The organism is Pseudomonas sp. DC3200b2 (genome assembly GCF_049895785.1).
Classification (GTDB): Bacteria; Pseudomonadota; Gammaproteobacteria; order Pseudomonadales; family Pseudomonadaceae; genus Aquipseudomonas; species Aquipseudomonas massiliensis.
In genome coordinates this window covers 148975-170635 of sequence record NZ_JAFCTA010000001.1, presented here as the reverse complement: position 1 = coordinate 170635, position 21661 = coordinate 148975, and the positions used below count along the sequence as shown (strand labels likewise).

Here is a 21661-nt window from a genome sequence, read left to right as displayed (position 1 = left end):
GCACTTCAGACCCAATTCGCCAGCTTCGCTGGCTCCTACCGCGTTTCAGCCGTTCAGTTTATATCCAGCAGCTTGTCCAGGGTAATGGGGAATTCCCGCACCCGCTTGCCCGTGGCGTTGTAGACCGCGTTGGCGATCGCCGCTGGCACGCCGACCAGGCCGATTTCCCCTACCCCCTTTGAACCAAGGGCGTTGACGATGTTGTCGTGCTCTTCGACGAAGATCACTTGCACGTCGCCTACGTCGGCTTGTACGGGGATGTGGTACTCGGCCAGGTTGTGATTCATGTGGCGACCAAAGGCGTGGTCGGTAAGGGTTTCCTCGTGCATCGCCATGCCAATGCCCCACACAACCCCACCGAGGATCTGGCTGCGCGCGGTTTTCGGGTTGACGATGCGACCGGCGGCCACGGCGCTGACCACACGCGTGACATGGATGGTGCCCAAGTCTTCGTCCACTTCCACTTCGGCAAAAACGGCCGAATGAGTCGCGGTGGAAAAAGGCTCACGCTTTTTATCCGGCTCGGCGTCAACCTGTGCCTCGACGGCGTCTACCCCACTGGCATGGACCAGGTCCGTGTAGGCCAGCCGCTTGTCGCCCCATACCAGCGCGCCCTCGGTAAAGCTGATCTTGTCCAGGGTCACGCTGGCGAAGTCTGGGTCGATACTTGCCGCTGCCGTCAGCAGTTGTTTGTGAAGGGCCTCGCAGGCCTGTTGCACGGCGGTGCCTACCGAAGAGATGGTGAACGAGCCACCCTGCAGAGGCGCCGTGGGCAATGAAGAATCTCCCAGGCAGACACGTACCTGCTCTACGGGCAGGCCCGCGGCCTGAGCAGCGATTTGCGTCAGGGCGGTGTAGGTACCGGTGCCGATATCGGTGGTCGCGGTACTGACAGTCAGGATACCGTCCTTGCCCAGGCTGGCCTTGGCACTGGCAGGCATCTGCATGGCTTCCCACACGCCGCCGGCCATGCCCATCCCGACCAGCCGGCGCCCGTTGCGCTGGCTGCGGGGCATGGCCTTGCGGCGGTCCCAGCCGAAGCGAGCGCGCCCTTCGTTATAGCAGGCGATCAATGCCTTGCTCGAATAAGGCTTGCCCTCGTTCATGTTGCTGTCAGCGAAATTCAACTCGCGGAAGATGACCGGGTCCATGCCAAGCCGCTCGGCCAGCTCGTCCATGGCGCACTCAAGCCCGATCAGGCCCAGGGCAGCGCCAGGAGCGCGCATGTCCAGCGGGGTGTAGAGGTCCACCGGCACCAGGTCATAGCTGAGCTTGACGTTATCGCAGTGGTACAGCATCCCGCTCCACTCCACCACGTGCTCGGTGAATTTCTCGAAGCGAGAGGTCACGCCCGTGGCATGGTGAGCCACGGCCAGCAGCTTGCCGCCGGCGTCGCTGGCCAGGCGCAACCGCTGGATGGTCCGTGGACGATAGCCGAAGGTGAACATCTGCTGACGGCTGAGGGTCACCCTGACCGAGCGACGCAGCTTCAGGGCTGCCATGGCGGCCAAGGGCAGTTGATACTGCGGGCGCAACCCGGAGCCGAAGGCCCCGCCCACGAACGCCGCGAGCACCCTTACCTTTTCCTTTTCCAGGCCGAGCACCTGGCACAGGTAGTTCTGGCAGTTCTGGGTACCCTGGGTTTTGTCATGCACCTCCAGGCTACCGTCCTCCTTGTAGATGACGGTACTGGCGTGCGGCTCCATGGGATTGTGGTGTTCGATGGGTGTTTCATAGGTGGCGTCGACCTGATAGGGCGCCGCCTGGTAAACCCCTTCGAAATCCCCACGGGGTTCCGGCAACTCCGCTGGCGCAGGCTCTGCCTTGTCCAGCTCGGCGCGCAGGTCTGAACACCAGGGGTGCTCCACATACTCTACACGCACCAGGGAAGCGGCATGGCGGGCCAGTTCCAGATCCCGCGCGACCACCAGGGCCACCGGCTGGCCATTATACAGCACCCGGTCGTTGAACAACGGGCGGAACGGCTTTCCATCAGCGGCATCGGCATCGCTGTAATCTTCATCGTCTCCAGCCATGGGTGGGCGATTGCCATGATCCATGACGAACTCCACCCCAGCCATCGCGAGCGCGGCGCTGGCGTCAATGCGCACTACCCGGCCCGAGGCGATCGTGCTGGATACCACACTGCCATAGAGCAGGCCGTTAGTAGGATATTCTCCGGCATAACGGGCCTGGCCGGTGACCTTGAGAAGGCCGTCGACCCGATCCAGCGGTTGACCTAGTACGCTCATGGGCGCTGCCCTCCCAGTACGGCTTCATCGAGTGCACGCACGATGGCGCGCCGAGCCAGTTTCACCTTGAACGCATTGCCAGCCAGAGGACGCGCCTCCTGGATGAGCGCCTCCGCGGCGGCGGCGAAGGTTTCATGGCTGACTGCCTTGCCCACCAGGCCGGCTTCCACCGCCGGGTTGCGCCACGGCTTGTGGGCCACCCCACCCAACGCCAGGCGCGCCTCGAGAATGCGATCACCCTCCAGTTTCAGGGCAGCGGCCACAGAAACCAGCGCAAAGGCATAGGATGCCCGGTCGCGGATCTTCAGGTAATGACTATGGGTGGCAAAGCCTTCGGAGGGCAGTTGCACCGCGGTGATGAGCTCATCCTCGCCCAAGTGATTGTCCCGCTCCGGCTGATCGCCCGGGAGCCGATGGAAATCCTTGAAAGCGATGCTGCGCGTGCCCCGAGGCCCTTGCACCTCAACAGTGGCCTCCAGCGCTGCCAAGGCCACACACATGTCCGAAGGGTGGGTTGCCACGCACTGGTCGCTGGCGCCGAATATGGCATGGATGCGGTTCAACCCTTCCCGAGCCGGGCAGCCACTGCCAGGCTCACGCTTATTGCACGGCACTGTCGAGTCGTAGAAGTAATAGCAACGGGTACGCTGTAGCAGATTGCCGCCGGTGGTCGCCATGTTTCGCAACTGCGGGGAGGCGCCGGCCAGGATGGCTTGGCTGAGTAGCGGGTAACGGCCCTGGACCAGCGGGTCATGGGCCAGGTCGGCATTGCTCACCAAGGCACCGATGCGCACACGGTCATCATCCTGCACGGTGATCTCGCGTAGGGGCAGGCGCGAAATGTCGATCAGCCGCTCGGGACGAACCACATTCTCTTTCATGAGGTCCAGCAGGTTGGTGCCACCGGCGATGAACCGGCTGCCAGGCTGGTAGAGGGCCAGCGCTTCGCCTACGTCCGCAGCGCGCGCGTAGTTGAATGGCGTCATGAGGGCAACTCCCCGGGGGCCTGCATGACCTCTTCGATAGCGGCGACTATGTTGCCGTAGGCGCCGCAGCGGCACAGGTTGCCGCTCATCTGCTCGCGCAGGTCGGCGGCCGAATGCGCGTGACCTTCCTTGAGCAGCGCCGCCGCCGAGCATAGCTGGCCCGGAGTGCAGTAGCCGCATTGGAAAGCATCGTGCTTGATGAACGCCGCCTGCAGTGGATGAAGGGCATCGCCTTTGGCGAGCCCTTCCACGGTGATCACATCATGCCCATCGCACATGACGGCCAGGGTCAGGCAGGCGTTGACGCGCTTGCCATTGACCAGCACTGTGCAGGCACCACATTGACCATGGTCGCAGCCCTTCTTGCTGCCAACCAGATCCAGGCGCTCGCGGAGCAGATCGAGCAGCGTCGTCCAAGGCAGGACGTCGAGCGTTTTGGGTTCACCGTTGAGCGTGAACCGGATCGAATGGCTGGCATAGCATGCCACGCCAGTGCGCTGGGAAAGAGCACTCATGGGGAAGCCTCACGGTCGGACGCGCAAGTCTGGGCGCTTGCGTCTTTGGTGTACGACTTTCCCCTTCGCGGGTTCGTTCAGCCGAACCGCTTGCCATCCGATTCGATCAATCGATACCCAGCGTCCTTGGGGACAGCATGGTACCTAACGAAAGCGCGACGGGCTTCCTTCCGGTGGATGTCTGGACTAGAACTGTTGAATACGAATCGGCAATGCGTTGCGTTCAATATCCGGCAATCAGGTATGCACTTTGCACAGCCCGCTCATCGCGCTGCAAGCGCGCGGACAGGCGGAATGACCGAGGCGCGTTCTCCCGGCGAATAAGCGCTGGTATGATGCGCCGCTTTTTTAGGCCTATGACAAAGCGGCGCTTCGCCATAGGCCATCATTACTGGCGTCAATGAGACGCTTTTGGGGAGCGGGCATGCTGGAAAGGTTGTTTCAGTTACGGGCACACAATACCAACGTGCGCACCGAGATCCTGGCAGGGGTAACTACCTTCCTGGCCATGGCCTATATTCTGTTCGTCAATCCCAGCATCCTGGGCGGCACAGGCATGGACAAGGGCGCCATCTTCGTCGCCACCTGCCTGGCCGCGGCCATCGGCTCGGCCACCATGGGGCTGATCGCCAACTACCCCATCGCCCTGGCCCCCGGCATGGGGCTGAACGCCTTCTTCACCTATACCGTGGTGCTGCACATGGGCCATAGCTGGCAGGTGGCCCTAGGCGCGGTGTTCCTGTCGGCGGTGTGCTTCTTCCTGCTGTCCATCTTCAAGATCCGCGAGTGGATCGTGAACAGCATCCCGCTGCCGTTGCGCAGCGCCATTGCCGCGGGCATCGGCCTGTTCCTGGCATTGATCGCCCTGCAGAACGCCGGCATCGTGGTGGACAACCCCGCCACCCTGGTCGGCCTGGGTGACCTCAAGCAGCCTGGCGCCATCCTGGCAGCCCTGGGCTTTGTGCTGATCGTGGGCCTGGAAGCCCTCAAGGTGCGTGGCGCGGTGCTGATCGGCATCCTGGCAGTGACCGTGGTATCCATTCTGCTGGGCCTGAGCCCGTTCAGCGGGCTGGTCTCCATGCCGCCTTCGCTGGCTCCCACCTTCCTGCAACTGGACATCGCCGGCGCGCTGAACATTGGCCTGGTGAGCGTGATCTTCGCCTTCCTGTTCGTAGACCTGTTCGACAACTCCGGCACCCTCATCGGCGTGGCCAAGCGCGCCGGGTTGATGGGCAAGGACGGGCACATGCCCAAGATGGGCCGCGCGCTGATCGCCGACAGCACCGCCGCCATGGCCGGGTCGCTGCTGGGCACGTCCACCACCACCAGCTACATCGAGTCCGCCGCCGGGGTCAGCGCCGGTGGCCGTACCGGCCTGACAGCCATTGTAGTGGCGGTACTTTTCCTGCTGGCATTGTTCTTCGCGCCCCTGGCTGGCAGCGTACCTGCCTACGCCACGGCCCCAGCCTTGCTGTTCGTGGCCGTGCTCATGGCGTCGGGCCTGGCGGAAATCAACTGGGAGGACATTACCGAGGCCGCGCCGGTGGTGGTCACGGCCCTGGCCATGCCCCTGACCTACTCCATCGCCAACGGTATCGCATTCGGCTTTATCACCTGGACAGCCATCAAGCTGGTGTCCGGTCGCACCCGCGACCTGAACCCCGCGCTGATCATTCTTTCGGTATTGTTCGTGATCAAGCTGGCCTGGTTCAACGCATGAGCGGCTTGAACCCGGCGGGGTACGCGCAGCAGCTCGATGAGAAGGTGGCCCGGCTGAAGGCCCTGCTGGCGCCCTTCGACGCGCCCGCGCCGGACGTCTTCGAGTCGCCCCGGGAGCATTACCGCATGCGTGCCGAGTTCCGCCTGTGGCGCGAAGGTGGCCAACGCCACTATGCAATGTTCAGCCCTGGCGACAAACGCACGCCTATCCTGATCGAGCAGTTTCCGGTGGCCAGTGCCCGCATCAATGAGCTGATGCCACAGCTCAAGGCAGCCTGGCAGGCGGATGAGGTACTCGACCACAAGCTGTTCCAGGTTGAGTTCCTGACGACCTTGACCGGGGAGGCGCTGATCACGCTGTGCTATCACCGCCCTCTGGATGCTCAGTGGGAGCAGGCTGCGCGCGCCCTGGCGGCGCGACTGGGGGTCAGCCTGATCGGCCGCTCCCGTGGCCAGCGCCTGGTGGTCGGCCAGGACCATGTTACCGAGTGCATGACGGTCGCCGGCCGCACTTTCAGCTACCGCCAGCCGGAAGGCGCATTCACCCAGCCCAATGCCCAGGTGTGCGGCCACATGCTCAATTGGGCCCATGAGGTACTGGGGCAGCGCGGGGATGACCTGCTGGAGCTGTACTGCGGCAATGGCAACTTCACCCTCCCCCTGGCTACCCGGGTACGCAGGGTTCTGGCAACCGAGATCAGCAAGACCAGTGTCGCCGCGGCGCTGCACAACCTGGCGGATAACGCCGTCGACAACGTCACTCTGGTGAGGCTGTCGGCCGAAGAGCTCACCCAGGCGCTCAACGGCGTTCGCGAGTTCCGTCGTCTGCAAGGGGTAGATCTGGCGAGCTATGCCTTCGGTACGGTCTTCGTAGACCCGCCTCGGGCCGGGATGGACCCGCAGACCTGCGAATTGACTCGACGCTTCGACAACATCCTGTACATCTCCTGCAATCCGGAAACCCTGGCCGCCAATCTGGCGCAGTTGAACGATACTCACCAGATGGTGCGTTGCGCCCTCTTCGACCAGTTTCCTTATACCCATCACATGGAAGCCGGGGTGCTGTTGACGCGTCGCTGAACCTGGGCTTAACCCAGATCACGCCGGGGCTGCGGCCCCGGGTTTTCACAAATCTTTCACATCCGCCTCACCCAAGGCGCACATTTGTCTGACTACCCTGCCGGCCGTCCCCGTTCGCGGGCCGTTCCAAACCTTGTAGTCCGGGTGTCCATGAACATCTCGCGCCGCCTTCCGCCCTTGGGTTCGTCACGCTTCGTCATGCTCTTCGCCGCCTGGCTGGTGGCCGTCTACAACTTCGCTGCCTGGCACGCCCTCGATGGGCTGGTCGAGCTACACGGCTTGGCCCGCTGGGCCTTCATGGCGTCCTTTGCCCTTTTCCTGTGGGCGGCCTTTACGCTGCTGTTCATTGGCTTATCCTTCCGCCCGCTGCTCAAGCCGGTGCTGTCGGTGACTGCCTTGGGCGCGGCCGCCGCGGCCTACTTCATGAACACCTATGGGGTGACGATCGACACCCCAATGTTGCAGAACGTGGTGGAAACCAACCCCGGGGAAGTCGCCGCGCTCTTGAGCCCAACCCTGGCGCTCTACCTGGCGCTGCTTGGTGCCCTGCCAGCGTCGCTGGTCTGGCTATGGCCCGTTCGCTACGCCCGACCATTGCGCGGCCTGTTGAACAAGGTCGGGGTTACCCTGCTGTCAACGGCGCTGTTGATTGGGGCGGTGGGCGCCTTCTATTCCACCTACGGCCCTCTATTGCGTCAGGAAGACAAGCTGACCCACTTCATCAACCCCACCAACTTCATCTACGCCTCTATCAAGCTGGCCAAGGAGCATCTGGGCATCCGTCAGGTCCTGACGGTGCAAGCGATCGGCACCGATGCAGCGCAGACCTCTCCCGGGCCGCGCAAGCAGCTGATGATCTTCGTGGTGGGCGAAACCGCCCGAGCCGATCACTTCTCGTTGAATGGTTATGCCCGACAGACCAACCCGGAGCTGAGTCAACTCGATGTGCTCAATTACACTCAGGTACATTCTTGTGGCACCTCGACCGCCGTCTCGGTGCCCTGCATGTTCTCCATGTTCGGACGTGAGGCCTATTCGGACAAGAAGGGCAAGACGGTGGAAAGCTTGCTGGACGTGTTCCAGCACGCCGGCGTGAAAGTGCTCTGGGTGGAAAACAACAGCGATTGCAAAGGTACCTGCCTGCGCAGCCCCCACCGCGACATCCCGAAGACCCAGCCAAGCCCTTACTGCGATGGGCACAACTGCCTGGACGAAGCGCTGCTCGAGGGCCTGCAGGCGGACATCGACCGCCTCGATGGCAACGCGGTTATCTTCCTGCACTCCGATGGCAGCCATGGCCCGGAATACTACGATCGCTATCCCAAGGCCATGGAACGCTTCACTCCGGTGTGCCATACCAACCAGCTGGGCAGTTGCAGCAGCGAAGCCCTGAACAATGTGTATGACAACACCATCCTCTACACGGATCATTTCCTGGCGCGAGTGATTGGCCTGCTGCAGGCGAATCAAAGCCGCTACGACACTAGCCTGTGGTATGTGTCCGACCACGGCGAGTCCTTGGGCGAGAACGGCCTGTACCTGCACGCGGCGCCCTATGCCATCGCGCCTGAAGCCCAGAAGCATGTGCCCATGGTGCTATGGTTCGGCGAACGGACACTGGCCGACGCGCACATTGACCGGGCGTGCCTGGCCGCACGCCGGGATGACCCTGGCCTGAGCCATGATGCGGTCTTCCATTCGCTGCTGGGTCTGTTCAACGTCAGCACCTCGGTGTACAAGCCTGAACTTGACCTGTTCCAGGCTTGCCGGGTCGCAGCCTCAGGTTGACAAAGCCTCAGGCCAGGACGTTTCATCGCCCTCTACCTCCGGAGGGCTCGTGAGCACATCGACTACCCCTGGCGCCTCGCCTTCGCGGGCGCGCTGGCTGGCCCTGCTGGTGGCCGCCGCCTTCTTCATGGACAACCTGGACGCCACTGTCATCGTCACCGCGCTACCCGCCATGGCGCGGTCCTTCGGCGTGGGGCCGGTGGATGTGAACGTGGGTATCACCACCTATGTGCTGACGCTGGCGGTCTTCATTCCCGCCAGCGGCTGGATGGCCGAGCGCTTCGGCCATCGGCGGGTGTTCATGGGGGCGCTGTTGCTGTTCACACTGGCGTCGGTGCTGTGCGCCGGCAGCCAGAGCCTCTGGCAGTTCGTGCTTGCCCGCGCGCTGCAGGCGGTAGGCGGTGCCATGATGGTGCCAGTGGGTCGCTTGGCGGTACTGCGCAATACCGAAAAGCAACACCTGCTTGGCGCCATCGCGTTGATTACCTGGCCAGGGCTGGTGGCACCAGTGCTGGGCCCGCCCTTGGGCGGCTTCATCACCAGCTATGCGTCCTGGCATTGGATCTTCCTGCTCAATCTTCCCCTCGGGCTGTTGGCCTTGGTCTTTGCCTGGCGGCTGATGCCCCAGCAGCCCGCGACTACTCGACCACAGCCGTTCGACCTGATCGGCTTCGCCTATTGCGCCCTGGGCTGCGCCAGCCTGGTGCACGGCCTGGAACAGGTAGGCAGGGAACCCGGCACTGCGACCAACTACCTCTGGCTGGGGGCGAGCGTCGTGCTGCTTTGGGCCCTGTATCGCCACCTGGGCAAGGCCCAGGCGCCGCTGCTGCGCCTGGAAGCTTTGCGGGTCCATACCTATGCAGTGACCGTTCGCGGCGGCTCCCTGTACCGGGCCATGGTCAGCACGGCGCCGTTCCTGCTGCCTCTGATGTTCCAGCTCGGCTTCGGCCTCGAACCCTATGTGTCAGGGTTGCTGGTACTTGCATTGTTCGCTGGCAATATCGGCATGAAACCCATGACCTCGCCCATCCTGCGCCGTCTGGGGTTCCGCGCCACGCTGCTGGCCAGCATCGCGGTGTTGGCAGCCACCTGCTTCGCCTGCGCCGCCATGACGCCGGCTACCCCGCTCTGGCTCATGGTGCCAGTGCTGGTCATCTCCGGCATGGCCCGCTCCATGGGCTTCACCGCCTATCACAGCCTGGCCTTCGCCGACATGCCCGCGCCCTTGATGACTTCGGCCAATACGCTGTTCAGCATGCTCCAGCAACTGGCGTTCGGCTTAGGGATAGCCGCAGCGGTGATTCTGCTACGCGCCTCGGAAGGCCTGCTGGAAGTCAGCCCGGGCAGCCTCGAGGCCTTTCACCTGGCCTTTTGCGCCGTGGGGATACTGACCCTGGCGGCAGGCATGGACGCCTGGAGCCTGGCGCCGAAAGCGGGAGCCAACGTCTCTGAGCAACGTTGACCGATTGCCGCCCGCTTTTTAAGCCTGGACACGACAGAGGCCGCTCAAGCCATTGACCTAAGTAACCGGGTGGTACAATTTACCTCCAGCGGCCCCGGCCAAGAATAACAATGGAGTTTTATCATGAGCGCAGTTCCCGCCGCCCGCGCGGCCCAGCCCAGCGTCCTTGCCGGGCTTATCGGTTCAGGCATCCAGTTATCCCGCACGCCCGCCATGCATGAACAGGAAGGCAAGGCCCAAGGGCTTGGCTATGTGTATCGGCTGATCGACCTGGATGTTCTGAAGCTGGACAATAGCGCCCTCGAAGAACTGCTCACTGCGGCCCAACGCATGGGCTTCACCGGCTTGAACATTACCTTCCCCAGCAAGCAGGCGATCATTCCTTATCTCGATGAGCTCTCCAGCGAAGCGCGGGGTATAGGCGCGGTGAACACCGTGGTGCTCGAGAATGGCAAGCGGGTGGGCCACAATACCGATTGTCTGGGCTTCGCCGAAGGCTTTCGGCGCGGCCTCGTCGACGCGCCTCGCCAGCGGGTGGTTCAGATGGGCGCGGGCGGCGCCGGCTCGGCCGTGGCCCATGCCTTGCTGCTGGAAGGGGTACGCCAGCTGACCCTGTTCGACGTGAACCCGCAGAGCGCGCGCACCCTGGTCGACAACCTCAACGCCCACTTCCCGGGCCAGCCGGCGCGGGTAGGTGACGACCTCGCCGCTGCCGTGGGCGAGGCGGACGGTATCGTCAATACCACGCCCATGGGCATGGCCAAGCTGCCCGGCACGCCAGTGCCGAAGGCGCTTTTGCGGCCCGAGTTATGGGTGGCCGAAATCGTTTATTTCCCCCTCGAAACCCAGCTGCTCAAGGATGCCCGGGCTCTGGGCTGCCGCACCCTCGATGGCAGTACCATGGCGGTGTTCCAGGCCGTGAAGGCCTTCGAGCTGTTCACCGGCCTGGAAGCGGATGCCGAACGCATGACCGCGCATTTCCACAGCATGAACGGCTGACGGCCGCGGGCCCGGTCGCCGCCAAGCCAGCGCGCCCGGGCTGGCTTGAGGGACAGGTCAGGCTTTGACGAAGCGTACGAGCGCGTCCACGATCATTTTCCGGTGGTGCTGTTTCAGGACTGGGTCCTTGAAATCCACCTGGAAGATCTCCCCGAAGGTGTGCTGGTTCGACACCCGATAAAAGCAGAATGAGCTGATCAGCATGTGCACGTCCATGGCTTGCAGGCCCTGGCGGAATACACCGCTCGCCACGCCCTTGGCCAGGAGGGCCTCAAGCTGGTCCAGCACGGTGCGGTTCATGCTGCGGATGGAGCGCGACTGCTTGATGTATTCGCCCTGGTGGATGTTTTCGTTGCAGACGATGCGCACGAAATCCACGTTGCGGTCATGGTGATCGAAGGTGAACTCCACCAGGCGCTTGAGCCCCTCGAAGGGGTCCAGCTCGGTCAGATGCATGCTGCTTTCGGTCTGCCGGATATCGCCGTACAGCTTCTCCAGCACCTCGACGTACAGCTGCTCCTTGCTGTTGAAGTAGTAATAGATCATCCGCTTGGACGTTTGCGTCCGCTCGGCGATGGCGTCTACCCGGGCGCCAGCGAGGCCCTGCGCAACGAATTCGGTGATGGCCGCCTGGAGGATGCTTTCCCGGGTCTTTTCCGGGTTGTTCTTGCGGATACGTTTGGGCGTGCCGGCTTCCGGCGCGTCTGATGTTATTGTCATGGGCTCTGGGCCTGTGTGGGTCAGCGGTGATTATGAGCCGCCGGGGCACTGGAAGGAAGCGGCCCCGGGCACTCCGCCCCCTGGCTCCGCGCTTACAAACGTGTCTGCCGCGCGGTTCCACTGCGCGCCTTGGCCATGGCCGCCAGGCGCACCGCCACGTTGGCGGCCCCGTAACCGGCATAACCGCCCCGGCGCTGGATCACCTCGAAGAAGAAGCGGTTCTCGAATGGCTCGGTGTACACATGGAACAGCTCGCCACCGTTGGCATCGCGGTCGTAGAGCACGTTGAAGTACGCCAGCTCGCTGAGGAATTCGTCGTCGAAGTCGAAGCGCGCGGCCAGATCGTCGTAATAGTTGAGCGGAATTTCCAGCAACGGCAGGCCAGCTTCCTTGGCCTGGGTGACCGCGGCGAAGATATCGTCGCAATCGAACGCGATGTGATGCACGCCCGAGCCTCGATAGGACGAGAGCGCATGGGAAATCGCCGTGCCTCGGTTCTCCGAGATGTTCAGCGGCAGGCGCACGGTGCTGCAGCGGCTGCGGATGGCCCGGCTTTTCACCAGGCCGTAGGGGTCGGGTAGCACCACTTCGTCGTCAGCGGTGAAGTCCAGCACGCTTTTGTAGAACAGCACCCAACTGTCCAGCGCATCGGGCGGCAACGCCATGGCCATGTGGTCGATGCGCTTGAGGCCGCCGCTGCCAGCAGGTGTCATCGTGTTGAGATTGAAGTCCGTCTCGTAAATGGTGCGGCCCTGGGCATCCTGGTCTACCAGGTAGATCAGGCTGCCATCGGGTGCCCGCACTGCCGCCAGTTCCCGTTCGTTGGGGCCGACCAGGCCGCGGTAGGGCTGCGCCTTGTAGGCGACCGCGCGTTGCAGGGCCTCGGCGCCGTTGCGCACCCGCAGGGCGGTGGCGCAAAGCGAGGGGCCATGGGCTTCGAAAAAATTGTGCGCGAAGGAATAGGGTTCTGAATTGAGGATCAGGTTGATGTCGTTCTGGCGCAGCAGGGTGACATTCTTGGAGCGGTGCTGGCCCGCTACGGTAAAGCCCAGCTGCCCAAGCCAGTGCTTGAGCTTGGCGCCCGCGGCTTCGTCCACCGCGAACTCAAGGAACTCGACGCCGTCGTAGGGCGCAGCCGCGGGTGTGCTGAACAACTGCTCGCTGGCGACCTTGGCGGTGGCCTGGGCATCCGTTTCGGCGGCCAGCAACTGACGTGTTTTCTCTTCAAGGTACAAGAGCGAACGCAAGCCGTCGGCGGCATTGCCGCGAGGTGGCGCGGCGCGGAAACCATCGTTGAAGATTTCCAGGGACAAGGGCCCTTGATAGCCGGTTTTCAGAATAGGCGCCAGGAAACCGGGAAGGTCGAAATCGCCCTGGCCGGGGAAGTTGCGGAAATGACGGCTCCACTCCAGCACATCCATGGCCAGCACTGGCGCGTCGGCCATTTGCACGAAGAAGATCTTGTCTGCCGGTACCTGGGCGATGGCTCGCGGGTCGCCGCGCAGCGACAAGGTATGGAAGCTGTCCAGGATCATGCCCAGGCTGGGGTGGTTCACCTCCCGAACGATGTCCCATACCTGCTGCCAGGTGTTGACATGGCGCCCCCAGGCCAGGGCTTCGTAGCCGATGCGCAAGCCACGCTCCCCTGCCCGCTCGGCCAGCAGCGCCATGTCCTCCACCAGAACCGCAGGGTCACCCAGGGCGTCGGGGGCAACGTTGCTGCATACCAGCACCAGGTCAGTGCCCAGCTCGTGCATGAGGTCGAACTTGCGCTCGGCGCGCTCCAGATTGCGTGTCAAGCGATCGCGCCGCACGCCTTCGAAATCCCGAAACGGCTGGAACAGTGTGATCGCGATGCCCAGGTCCGCGCACATCTGGCGCACTTCGCGCGGGCTTCCGTCGTAGTACAGAAGGTCGTTTTCGAAGATCTCCACCCCATCGAACCCGGCGGCGGCAATGGCTTCGAGCTTTTCCGGCAAGGTGCCGCTAAGGGATACGGTGGCGATCGAACGGTGCATGGTGTCACTCCTGAAGGCTGCGCGTGGCGGCTTGACCGAACCGTTCGCACTGCGCCTGGCCAGCCTGGGCCGACCAAAAGATTTCTGGGTTTTGTCGGACCGTTTATACCCGAAAAACCCGCCGCCCTAGCGTACCAACCGGTTAGTTTTCTGTTCGATTACCGCCCACTCTAGGCCGTCTTGGCGGGTTCTATCGGCGCAGTAGTGGCAACCGCCTCCGTTGATTGGGCCGATTTGGCTGAAGAGGGTTCCGCGGCCTTGGCGCGACGCTGCAGCCATGCCGCAGCCACGCCACTGGCACAGATCACGCAAATGCCGATGATCGTGAGGCCGGTGGGCTGGTGATTGAAAATCAGCAAGCCATAGAAGCCGGCGAAGACGATCTGGCAGTACCCCAGAGGGGCGAGCAGCGCCGGTGGCGCATGACGAAAGGCTTGGGTGAGCAACAGGTGGGCCGTCATGCCGCAGGTGCCGAGGGCCAGCATGAAGATGCCATCGAGCCAGCTTGGCCAGTGCCAGAAGTACGGCACCACGGCGCTCATCAGCAGGGTATTGAATACGCCCGCAAAGAAGTTGCTGGTGGTGGGGCTGTCTACCTCAGCCACCTTGCGGGTCAGGATCTGGTAGAAGCAGAAACACAGGGCCGAGCCGAAAGGAAAAAGAATCGCGGGCGTAAACAGATCCCCACCCGGGTGAACGATGGTGACCACGCCGCAAAAGCCGATCAGTACCGCTGTCCACTGTCCGGCCGTGACACGTTCACCCAGCAGCGGAACCGACAACGCGGTCACCAGCAAGGGAGCAAGGAAGTTCACCGCCGTGGCTTCGGCCAGGGGAATGTACTGTAGGCCGGAAGTGAAGAGCAGGCTCGTGCCCAGCAGGCACAAGGCGCGGAGAATCTGCAGCAGCGGCCGACGAGTGCGCAGGATGCGAAGCCCCGACTGTGGCAGGAAGATGCCCATCATCAGCAGGGTATGCACGAAATAGCGTACCCAGATCACCAGCATCACCGGATAAATGCCCGACAGGTACTTGGAGAGCACGTCGTGGCTGGCGAACAGCAAGGTCGCGATCACCATCAGCAACATGCCCTTCAGCGGTTGGCTGGAGCCGGTCAGCGAGAGGGCGGACTTAGTCATGGGCAGAGGCGTTCCAGTACGCGATGAGTAGCTTCCAGTGCCAGGGCGGCGCGCTCCAGCGGGCTCATTCCCTGTTCCAGCAGGCGGCGGGTAGGAATTTCCAGGCTCAATGGGATAGCCGGTGGCAACGCTCGTAGCAGGCTGGGCAAATCACAATCTCCGTCCCCGGGCATGCAGCGCTCATTGCGCGCTTCATACAGTATGCGGGCCATGTCCGCGGGAGGCGGCCCCGCGATATCGCAGAGCTGAGCGTAGCGCATGCGGCCGGGCGGCAACTGTTCCAGTTGCGACAGAGAAGAGCCGGAACGGTTGAAGTGAAACGCATCCACCAGCACGCAGCCATTGGCCTGCCCGGCTTGCTCCACCACGCTGATGGCCGTGGCCAGGTCCGGCACGTCCGTCCAGGGCATGAATTCGAGATGGGGATGGATGCCGTAAGGGGCGGCCAGCTCGCACAACTGGCCAAAGCGCTCGGCGCAGCGGGAAAGGTCGGGGTCGTTACCCGCTACCAGCAGCTCGGTCGCCCCGCAGTCGCCACCGAAGGCCAGGTGTGACTCGAACGCGCGCACCTGGGTGTCAGGCTTTAACCTGAGAATTTCCAGGTCCAGCACCCGGATCCCGGTATCCCTCAGGCGCGCCAGGGTGGCGCGGCGCAAGGCAGCGTCCGCCAGGAGCGGATAGTGGTGTTCTTCCGAAGTGGCTGGCTCGGTACGCAAGCCGACATGGCTGTAGCCTGCGCGCGCGGCGACTTCGATCATCTCCACCGGAGACAGTTCGAGCACTGTGAGTGCCGCCAGGGAAAAAGGTCGCCGCATGAACGTTGCCACCTGAGGGGATGTTGTTATTTAGAACGGAGTTCCAGCTTCAATACAAGCCCTGGATCAACGAAACCATTCGCAGGCCATGCTGGCCTGAGCCAGTTCCACGGCGGCGGCCTGGGTCGCCGGGGCCAGGCCATGAAGCCGAGCCTCGGGCAGCCGCGCCGTTGGCCCGGCAACGCTCAGCACACCCAGGGTGGCTCCGCTGTCGGGATGACGCACCGCCACCGCCAAGGCGGACATCCCCACCGCTGAACTCTCGATCACCCAGGCATAACCCTGAGCGCGCGCCAGGCGCAGCCGTGCCAACAATTGCTCCGTGTTGCGCGGGGCATTGGGGCCGAACCCTTCGGCCGGCGCAATGCCTTGGGCTTCCACCAAGGCCATGGCTTGGTCGTCATTGAGCGTGGCCAGCCAGGCATGGCCGGAGGCGGTATAGAACAAGGGCGCCTCACGCCCCATGTCAGGGTCATAGCGCAGCCCGCTACGAGCGCCCTGGGCCTTGGCCAGCCAGGTCAGCCGCGCGCCTTCGACCACGCCCAACCGGATGAGCTCCGCGGTTTGCTCAGCCAGGCGATCCAGGATGGGCTGCACGATATCCACACCGCTATGGCCCAGGTAGCGAAAGCCTTGGGCCACCAGGCGCGTGGTCAGCAGGTAGCGAAGGTTTTCCGCATTCTGACGCACGTAGCCCAAGCGGGTGAGTTCGGTGAGCAAGCGGTGCGCGGCGCTCTTGGGAAGGTCCAGGGCCTCGGCCAGGCTTTGCAAGGGAAGGCCCCGCGGCTCATGGGTCAGCTTCTCGACCACGCGAAAGGCTCGTTCTATCTGACTTCCGGCCATGCTGGGCCCTTAATGATCGGCACAATGAGAGAGCCAAAGGAGCGCTGTGCGATCTTCGCCCGCTTTTCAGCGAGCCGCATAGCGAACCTAGGTTTGGCGCCCTACAATTCTGGAACAAGGTTCCAATAATTACCATGCCTTCGGAGTTGCAATGTCTGAACCCCTTCACCCTTTTCCAAGCGTAGATTGCGATCTGCTGGTAATCGGCTCGGGCGCTGAGCGGGCCGTTACCCAAACTTAGGCTCACGCTACGGGGAACCCCTGTGATGAGGATGCCCATCATGGCCAGCATCAGGAGTCGTTGCTACCCGGCCGGCGGCATCAACCTGGGCCCGGCCATGACCTTCGGTTACATTGCTGGTCGTCATGCGGCCGGTGCAACGCAGGATTGATCACCAAGGAGGCTGTTATGGAAACCATCAGCAACGCACACGGCTTGAACCTGCCCAAGCTCGGCCTGGGCACCTGGCCCATGCTCGATGCCGAATGCACCCGCGCCGTGCTCAGCGCGCTGGACCTGGGCTACCGGCATATCGATACCGCCGCGGCCTATAACAACGAAGCCGCGGTTGGCGAGGCACTCAGCACCACGGATGTGCCCCGCGAGCATATCCATGTGACGACCAAAGTCTGGTGGGACAAGCTGGAGCCTGGCGCCTTGCAAGCCTCCTTCGAGGACAGCCTCAAGGCATTGCGCACCGACTACGTGGACCTGTTTTTGATTCATTGGCCTGGCCGCGGTGAGTGGAACCTGCAGGCCAGCCTGGACGCCTTGACTGCTTTGTATGAGAGCGGCCGCGCCAAGGCCATTGGCGTGGCGAACTTTCCCTTGGCTCTGATGCGCCAAGCGGTCGAGGAATTGAAGGCACCCTTGGCCGCGCTGCAGGTGGAGTATCACGTGGCGCTGGACCAGCAGCCGCTGCTGGACTTCTGCCGGCAGCACCAGATCGCGCTCACTGCCTACAGCCCGTTGGCGCGCAACCGCCTTTCAGATTACCAAGCCTTGCAGCAGATCGCTCACAAGCATGGGGTATTGCCCACTCAGGTCGCGCTGAAATGGTTGCTGGATCAGGAGGGCGTCGCCGCCATCCCGAAGGCGGCCAGCATCAATAATCAGCGAAGCAACCTGGAGGCTTTCAAGGTACCACTGGATGATGAAGACCGTGCCCTCATCGCCCAGTTGCCCAAAAATCAACGTCTGGTCAGCCCCGACTTCGCACCGAAGTGGGACTGACACTCCGCCGCCCCGCTGGCACAGGGGCGGTATTGGGATCAGAAGTCGAAGAACACCGTCTCGCCTTCTCCCTGCACGCGAATGTCGAAGCGGTAAGCGGTTTTGCCGTTCACTTCACAACGCCGTGCAATCAGAGTTTCACGCCGCTGGGGTTGCTCGATCAGGTTGAGGATCGGGCACTTGGCGTTCGCCTCGGCTTCGTCGTCGAAATAGATGCGGGTTTGCAGGTGGATGTTGATCCCCCGGGCAAACAGACTGACGTTGATGTGGGGCGCCATGGGAATGCCCGCCGTGGTAGTGACCACGCCCGGCTTGATGGTCTGCAGGCTCCACTCCCCGGCATCGAAGGTAGTGGCGGTACGGCCAAAGCTATTGAAGGGCTTTTCCAGGTTGAACTCGGTGTCGTAACGGCCCTGATGATCCGCTTGCCAGAACTCCAGGAAGGAGTCCCGGATCAGATGGCCGTTGCCATCATAGACGTTACCGACCAGCAGGATGTGCTCACCCGGCGCCCCGGGCTTGGCCATTTCATTCCAGATTTCCTGCTCGCGGGTGGGGTTACCCGCCACACCCAGCGCCAGGCCGATATGCACGTAGGGGCCAGCGGTTTGCGAAGGGGTTTCCGGCAGAATTTGAACAGGCATTGACGGCGCTCCTCTCAGCAATTCTCGAAATGGGTCTGGCGTTGGCCGCGCAGCACGATATCGAAGCGGTAGGCCAGGCAATCCATGGGGTTGGCGTTGGTCATGTCCAGCCGCGCGATCAGGCTCTGAATCGCCTCAGGATTGGCGATGGATTTGACGATCGGGCATAGAGGAATGAGCGGGTCGCCTTCGAAGTACAGCTGGGTGATCAAACGGGTGGAAATGGACGGCCCGCTTACCGACACATGAATATGCGCCGGGCGCCAGTCGTTCGGGCCATTGCGCCACGGGTACGGGCCCGGCTTGATGGTGCGGAAACTGTAATAGCCTTCGGCATTGGTGCGGGTACGGCCCACGCCGCCGAAGTTCGGGTCCAGCGGGGCCAGGTAGCGGTCGTTCTTGTGGCGATAACGGCCGCCGGCGTTGGCCTGCCACATCTCCACCAAGGTGTGGGGCACGGGTTTGCCGAACTGATCGAGCACGCGGCCCGCCACGATCACCCGTTCCCCGATGGGAAGGCCGCCATTATTGAAATTCAGCAGAAGATCGTTGTCGAACTTACCGAGCTTGAGGTGCGAGAAGTCTGGGCCGGTGCTTTCGCTTGCGGTTTGCGGAATGCTCACCAAGGCCTGGCGAGGCGAGCGCGGTACCGACGTCTTGTAGTCGGGGGTCAGCGCCTTGGGGTGCCAGTTGCGGTCACGGATGATGAAGCGACTGGTGTCTTGTTCAGACATGTCGATCTCCTGTTATTGGATTTATAGGTCGCATGAATCGATACGCAGGCTGAGAGTGTCCGCCAACCGGAAGACGGCGGGAACTGAAAATACGCGGTGCTGACATAACCAAATGGTTATGCCAAATACGAAACGGAGAGGGCCCAGCATGCTCTGGAAAAAAGGCCGACGCAGTGACAACGTAGTGGATGCCCGTGGAGACGGGGGCGGTGGCGGTTATGGCGGTGGCGGGCTTCGCATCGGCGGCAAGGGCCTGAGCCTCGGGGCAGTGGTGCTGATCGTGGGTTTCGGTCTGCTCACCGGCCAGGACCCGATGCAAATACTGGGGCAACTGGCCGGCCAGGCTACGGGCCCTGCGCCAGTGCAACAACGCAGCACGCCCGCCACCGACGACCAGACCGAATTTGTGCGGTCCATTCTGGGTGACACCGAGGATACTTGGCAGGCCATCTTCAAGGAAGGCGGTCGCCAATACGAGGACCCTACCCTGGTGCTGTTCAATGGCCGGGTCAACTCAGCCTGTGGCCTGGCCTCCTCCGCCGTCGGCCCGTTCTATTGCCCTGGCGACCGCAAGGTGTACCTGGATACCTCCTTCTTCAATGAGATGAGCCAGCGCTTCCAGGCAGCGGGCGACTTCGCCCAGGCCTACGTCATCGCTCACGAAGTGGGCCACCATGTGCAAACCCTGCTGGGCATTTCTCGCCAGGTGGACGCAGCGCGCCAGCAAGGCCAGCGAATGGAAGGCAACAATGGCTTGCTGGTCCGCCAGGAACTGCAGGCCGACTGCTTCGCCGGTGTCTGGGCCAACCATGCCCAGCAACGCCTGAACTGGCTCGAGGCCGGAGATGTGGAAGAAGCCCTCAACGCCGCCAATGCCATCGGCGACGACCGCCTGCAGGAGCAAGGTCAAGGGCGGGTAGTGCCCGACTCCTTCACCCACGGCACCTCGGCGCAGCGAGTGAAGTGGTTCAAGACTGGCTTCGAAAGCGGGCAGTTGGATCGGTGCGATACCTTCAATGCCAAGCAGTTGTAGGAGCTGTCTTACTCGGCCTGGAGCTTAATGTAACGACGGACGGGACAGGCCTAACCACAGACAAGCACTACAGGCCCGTCCTGTCATAGTGGGGCTCGCCTGCGGCAAAGCTGAGCTTCACATTACTGGCACATTTTTCATTGCAAACCTGGATCCTAGGCCGTGCCCTATGCGCCTTCGTTTCACGCTGGAATATCCGGGGAGGGGCTGCGTCGCAGTGCATTGACTACGGCCTAACTCCAGCGTGGCCCAGAGCGCCGTAAGATGGTTGCTGAACAAAATCTCAAAAGTCGTTTCCTAATCTGGGGATTGCTGAGCCGTTGCACAGGCGTACTGGGTAGTTGAACCGTTTCTCTACGCTTTCGGGACTGTCAGAAATTTTGTATTCGGGCATAACAAGCGTTTAAGGTGCATGCCATGCCTATCAAAAGAACCCGGCCTTCAAGGCCAAAAAAACCTGCCATCCATTCCCAAAGAGCTGGTTGAACAGTTCGCCAGCGGCCCGATGACTGCCGAGGCAATCCAAGACATCTCGATGGCCTTCAAGAAAGCGTTGGTCGAGCGCGCACTAGGTGCCGAGCTCGGCCATCATCTGGGCTACGCGCCTGGCGAGGAGCGCCCCGAGGGCAGCGAGAACCAGCGAAATGGCACCAGCGGAAAAACCGTGCTGACTGACGACGGCCCGTTGAAGCTGGATATTCCCCGCGACCGCGATGGCAGTTTTGCCTCGATCCTGATCCCCAAGCACGAGCGCCGCTTCACCGGTTTTGACGACAAGATCATCGCCATGTATGCCCGTGGCATGACCGTGCGAGAGATCAGCGCCTTCCTGCGCGAACAGTACGGCACCGACGTTTCCCACGACTTCATCAGCTCGGTGACTGACGCCGTGATGGACGAGGTCGGCGCCTGGCAGCAGCGCCCGCTGGAGCCGATGTACCCGGTGATTTTCTTCGACGCCCTGCGGGTCAAGATCCGCGATGAAGGCATGGTGCGCAACAAGGCCATCTACCTTGCCTTGGGCGTGTTGCCCGACGGCACACGGGACATCCTGGGCATCTGGATCGAGAACACTGAAGGCGCCAAGTTCTGGCTCAAGGTGTTCAATGACCTGCGCAACCGAGGTGTTGAGGACGTACTGATCGCCGTTACCGATGGCCTCAAGGGCATGCCCGAAGCACTGGCGGCTGTTTACCCACAGACGACGTTGCAGACCTGCATCGTTCACCTGATCCGCAACAGCCTGGACTTCGCTTCCTGGGACAAGCGCATGGGCCTGGCCAAAGCGCTCAAGCCGGTTTATCAGGCCCTGGATGCAGACGCTGCCGAGCAAGCCCTGAACGACTTCGACCCGGCCCCCCCCGGGGCAGGCAATACCCCACGGTGGCTGCGTCATGGCGACGAGCATGGGATCGGGTGATACCGTTCTTCGTGTTCCCGCAGGCGATACGCAAGGTGATCTACACTACCAACGCCATCGAGAGCGTCAACGCCCAGCTACGCAAGATCATCAAAACGCGCGGGCACTCCCCGAACGATGAAGCAGCAACCAAGCTGATCTGGCTGGGACTGCGTAACATCACCACCAACTGGCGCAGGACTGCATATGATTGGAAAGGTGCCATGAATCAATTTGCGATTCTTTATGGAGATGACTTCACAGGGCCGACGTGGTGATTT

17 protein-coding genes and 2 pseudogenes are annotated in these 21661 nt (G+C 62.5%); 9 read left to right on the top strand and 10 right to left on the bottom strand.

All coding sequences use genetic code 11. The annotated features are described in order from the left end of the window. Nucleotides 1–53 precede the first annotated feature (53 nt). From ACP691_RS00905 to ACP691_RS00895, 3 genes are read right to left on the bottom strand one after another with little or no spacing between them, the layout of a single operon-like run. Nucleotides 54–2252: a xanthine dehydrogenase family protein molybdopterin-binding subunit gene (locus ACP691_RS00905; protein WP_426152559.1), complete on the bottom strand. Its 2199-nt coding sequence runs from the start codon at nt 2250–2252 to the stop codon at nt 54–56. Then, the gene (locus tag ACP691_RS00900) at nt 2249–3238 is read right to left on the bottom strand and encodes an FAD binding domain-containing protein (RefSeq protein WP_426152557.1); all 990 of its coding nucleotides are present in this window, start codon (nt 3236–3238) and stop codon (nt 2249–2251) included. The genes ACP691_RS00905 and ACP691_RS00900 overlap by 4 nt, the downstream gene beginning before the upstream one ends. Further along, nucleotides 3235–3753: a (2Fe-2S)-binding protein gene (locus ACP691_RS00895; RefSeq protein ID WP_426152555.1), complete on the bottom strand. Its 519-nt coding sequence runs from the start codon at nt 3751–3753 to the stop codon at nt 3235–3237. The genes ACP691_RS00900 and ACP691_RS00895 overlap by 4 nt, the downstream gene beginning before the upstream one ends. Nucleotides 3754–4177: 424 nt before the next feature. Here ACP691_RS00895 and ACP691_RS00890 point away from each other — a divergent pair, with 424 nt between their 5' ends. From ACP691_RS00890 to ACP691_RS00870, 5 genes are all read left to right on the top strand, one after another. Beyond that, nucleotides 4178–5473 (top strand): NCS2 family permease, encoded by a 1296-nt coding sequence (locus ACP691_RS00890; protein WP_426152553.1) that lies wholly within the window; start codon nt 4178–4180, stop codon nt 5471–5473. Then, on the top strand, nt 5470–6552 hold the full coding sequence (gene trmA / locus ACP691_RS00885; RefSeq protein WP_426152551.1) for a tRNA (uridine(54)-C5)-methyltransferase TrmA: 1083 nt from the start codon (nt 5470–5472) through the stop codon (nt 6550–6552). The genes ACP691_RS00890 and trmA overlap by 4 nt, the downstream gene beginning before the upstream one ends. Before the next feature lie 144 nt (nt 6553–6696). Further along, the gene (locus tag ACP691_RS00880) at nt 6697–8340 is read left to right on the top strand and encodes a phosphoethanolamine transferase (RefSeq protein WP_426152657.1); all 1644 of its coding nucleotides are present in this window, start codon (nt 6697–6699) and stop codon (nt 8338–8340) included. A 49-nt stretch (nt 8341–8389) separates the two neighbouring features. After that, nucleotides 8390–9802, top strand: a complete 1413-nt coding sequence (locus ACP691_RS00875; protein WP_426152549.1) for an MFS transporter — start codon at nt 8390–8392, stop codon at nt 9800–9802. A gap of 123 nt (nt 9803–9925) precedes the next feature. Beyond that, entirely contained in the window at nt 9926–10801 is an 876-nt protein-coding gene (locus ACP691_RS00870; protein WP_426152547.1) for a shikimate dehydrogenase, read from the top strand. A gap of 57 nt (nt 10802–10858) precedes the next feature. Here the strand turns inward: ACP691_RS00870 and ACP691_RS00865 are convergent, their stop codons facing one another. From ACP691_RS00865 to ACP691_RS00845, 5 genes are all read right to left on the bottom strand, one after another. Next, on the bottom strand, nt 10859–11521 hold the full coding sequence (locus tag ACP691_RS00865; RefSeq protein WP_426152545.1) for a TetR/AcrR family transcriptional regulator: 663 nt from the start codon (nt 11519–11521) through the stop codon (nt 10859–10861). A 92-nt stretch (nt 11522–11613) separates the two neighbouring features. Then, nucleotides 11614–13539, bottom strand: coding sequence for a 3-dehydroshikimate dehydratase QuiC (quiC, locus tag ACP691_RS00860; RefSeq protein ID WP_426152543.1), 1926 nt, complete (start codon nt 13537–13539; stop codon nt 11614–11616). Between the two features lie 170 nt (nt 13540–13709). Then, entirely contained in the window at nt 13710–14678 is a 969-nt protein-coding gene (locus tag ACP691_RS00855; RefSeq protein WP_426152541.1) for a DMT family transporter, read from the bottom strand. Next, nucleotides 14675–15493: a sugar phosphate isomerase/epimerase family protein gene (locus ACP691_RS00850; protein WP_426152539.1), complete on the bottom strand. Its 819-nt coding sequence runs from the start codon at nt 15491–15493 to the stop codon at nt 14675–14677. Before ACP691_RS00850 ends, ACP691_RS00855 begins: the two co-directional genes overlap by 4 nt. 66 nt (nt 15494–15559) lie before the next feature. Continuing rightward, nucleotides 15560–16336, bottom strand: a complete 777-nt coding sequence (locus tag ACP691_RS00845) for an IclR family transcriptional regulator (protein WP_426152537.1) — start codon at nt 16334–16336, stop codon at nt 15560–15562. Nucleotides 16337–16641: 305 nt separating this feature from the next. On the opposite strand from ACP691_RS00845, the pseudogene ACP691_RS00840 reads away from it, so the two are divergent. Together ACP691_RS00840 and ACP691_RS00835 are read left to right on the top strand one after the other, a co-directional pair. Continuing rightward, nucleotides 16642–16728: pseudogene (locus ACP691_RS00840) on the top strand (hypothetical protein); the annotation flags it as partial. Between the two features lie 17 nt (nt 16729–16745). Next, nucleotides 16746–17570, top strand: coding sequence for an aldo/keto reductase (locus tag ACP691_RS00835; RefSeq protein ID WP_426152535.1), 825 nt, complete (start codon nt 16746–16748; stop codon nt 17568–17570). A 38-nt stretch (nt 17571–17608) separates the two neighbouring features. Here ACP691_RS00835 and pcaG read toward each other — a convergent pair whose 3' ends face one another. Next, nucleotides 17609–18214 (bottom strand): protocatechuate 3,4-dioxygenase subunit alpha, encoded by a 606-nt coding sequence (gene pcaG, locus ACP691_RS00830; protein WP_040261622.1) that lies wholly within the window; start codon nt 18212–18214, stop codon nt 17609–17611. A 14-nt stretch (nt 18215–18228) separates the two neighbouring features. Continuing rightward, on the bottom strand, nt 18229–18948 hold the full coding sequence (pcaH, locus tag ACP691_RS00825; protein WP_040261621.1) for a protocatechuate 3,4-dioxygenase subunit beta: 720 nt from the start codon (nt 18946–18948) through the stop codon (nt 18229–18231). Nucleotides 18949–19096: 148 nt separating this feature from the next. Between pcaH and ypfJ the strand changes: the two genes are divergently transcribed. Together ypfJ and ACP691_RS00815 are read left to right on the top strand one after the other, a co-directional pair. Then, entirely contained in the window at nt 19097–19981 is an 885-nt protein-coding gene (ypfJ, locus tag ACP691_RS00820) for a KPN_02809 family neutral zinc metallopeptidase (RefSeq protein ID WP_040261620.1), read from the top strand. Between the two features lie 412 nt (nt 19982–20393). After that, a pseudogene (locus ACP691_RS00815) lies at nt 20394–21658 on the top strand (IS256 family transposase). Nucleotides 21659–21661: the final 3 nt, after the last annotated feature.

What these genes read in the sequence shown, in the direction of transcription:
- ACP691_RS00905 (WP_426152559.1), bottom strand. Translation starts at nt 2,252, where the DNA reads ATGAGCGTACTAGGTCAACCGCTGGATCGGGTCGACGGCCTTCTCAAG.
- ACP691_RS00900 (WP_426152557.1), bottom strand. Translation starts at nt 3,238, where the DNA reads ATGACGCCATTCAACTACGCGCGCGCTGCGGACGTAGGCGAAGCGCTG.
- ACP691_RS00895 (WP_426152555.1), bottom strand. Translation starts at nt 3,753, where the DNA reads ATGAGTGCTCTTTCCCAGCGCACTGGCGTGGCATGCTATGCCAGCCAT.
- ACP691_RS00890 (WP_426152553.1), top strand. Translation starts at nt 4,178, where the DNA reads ATGCTGGAAAGGTTGTTTCAGTTACGGGCACACAATACCAACGTGCGC.
- trmA (WP_426152551.1), top strand. Translation starts at nt 5,470, where the DNA reads ATGAGCGGCTTGAACCCGGCGGGGTACGCGCAGCAGCTCGATGAGAAG.
- ACP691_RS00870 (WP_426152547.1), top strand. Translation starts at nt 9,926, where the DNA reads ATGAGCGCAGTTCCCGCCGCCCGCGCGGCCCAGCCCAGCGTCCTTGCC.
- ACP691_RS00865 (WP_426152545.1), bottom strand. Translation starts at nt 11,521, where the DNA reads ATGACAATAACATCAGACGCGCCGGAAGCCGGCACGCCCAAACGTATC.
- quiC (WP_426152543.1), bottom strand. Translation starts at nt 13,539, where the DNA reads ATGCACCGTTCGATCGCCACCGTATCCCTTAGCGGCACCTTGCCGGAA.
- ACP691_RS00855 (WP_426152541.1), bottom strand. Translation starts at nt 14,678, where the DNA reads ATGACTAAGTCCGCCCTCTCGCTGACCGGCTCCAGCCAACCGCTGAAG.
- ACP691_RS00850 (WP_426152539.1), bottom strand. Translation starts at nt 15,493, where the DNA reads ATGCGGCGACCTTTTTCCCTGGCGGCACTCACAGTGCTCGAACTGTCT.
- ACP691_RS00845 (WP_426152537.1), bottom strand. Translation starts at nt 16,336, where the DNA reads ATGGCCGGAAGTCAGATAGAACGAGCCTTTCGCGTGGTCGAGAAGCTG.
- ACP691_RS00835 (WP_426152535.1), top strand. Translation starts at nt 16,746, where the DNA reads ATGGAAACCATCAGCAACGCACACGGCTTGAACCTGCCCAAGCTCGGC.
- pcaG (WP_040261622.1), bottom strand. Translation starts at nt 18,214, where the DNA reads ATGCCTGTTCAAATTCTGCCGGAAACCCCTTCGCAAACCGCTGGCCCC.
- pcaH (WP_040261621.1), bottom strand. Translation starts at nt 18,948, where the DNA reads ATGTCTGAACAAGACACCAGTCGCTTCATCATCCGTGACCGCAACTGG.
- ypfJ (WP_040261620.1), top strand. Translation starts at nt 19,097, where the DNA reads ATGCTCTGGAAAAAAGGCCGACGCAGTGACAACGTAGTGGATGCCCGT.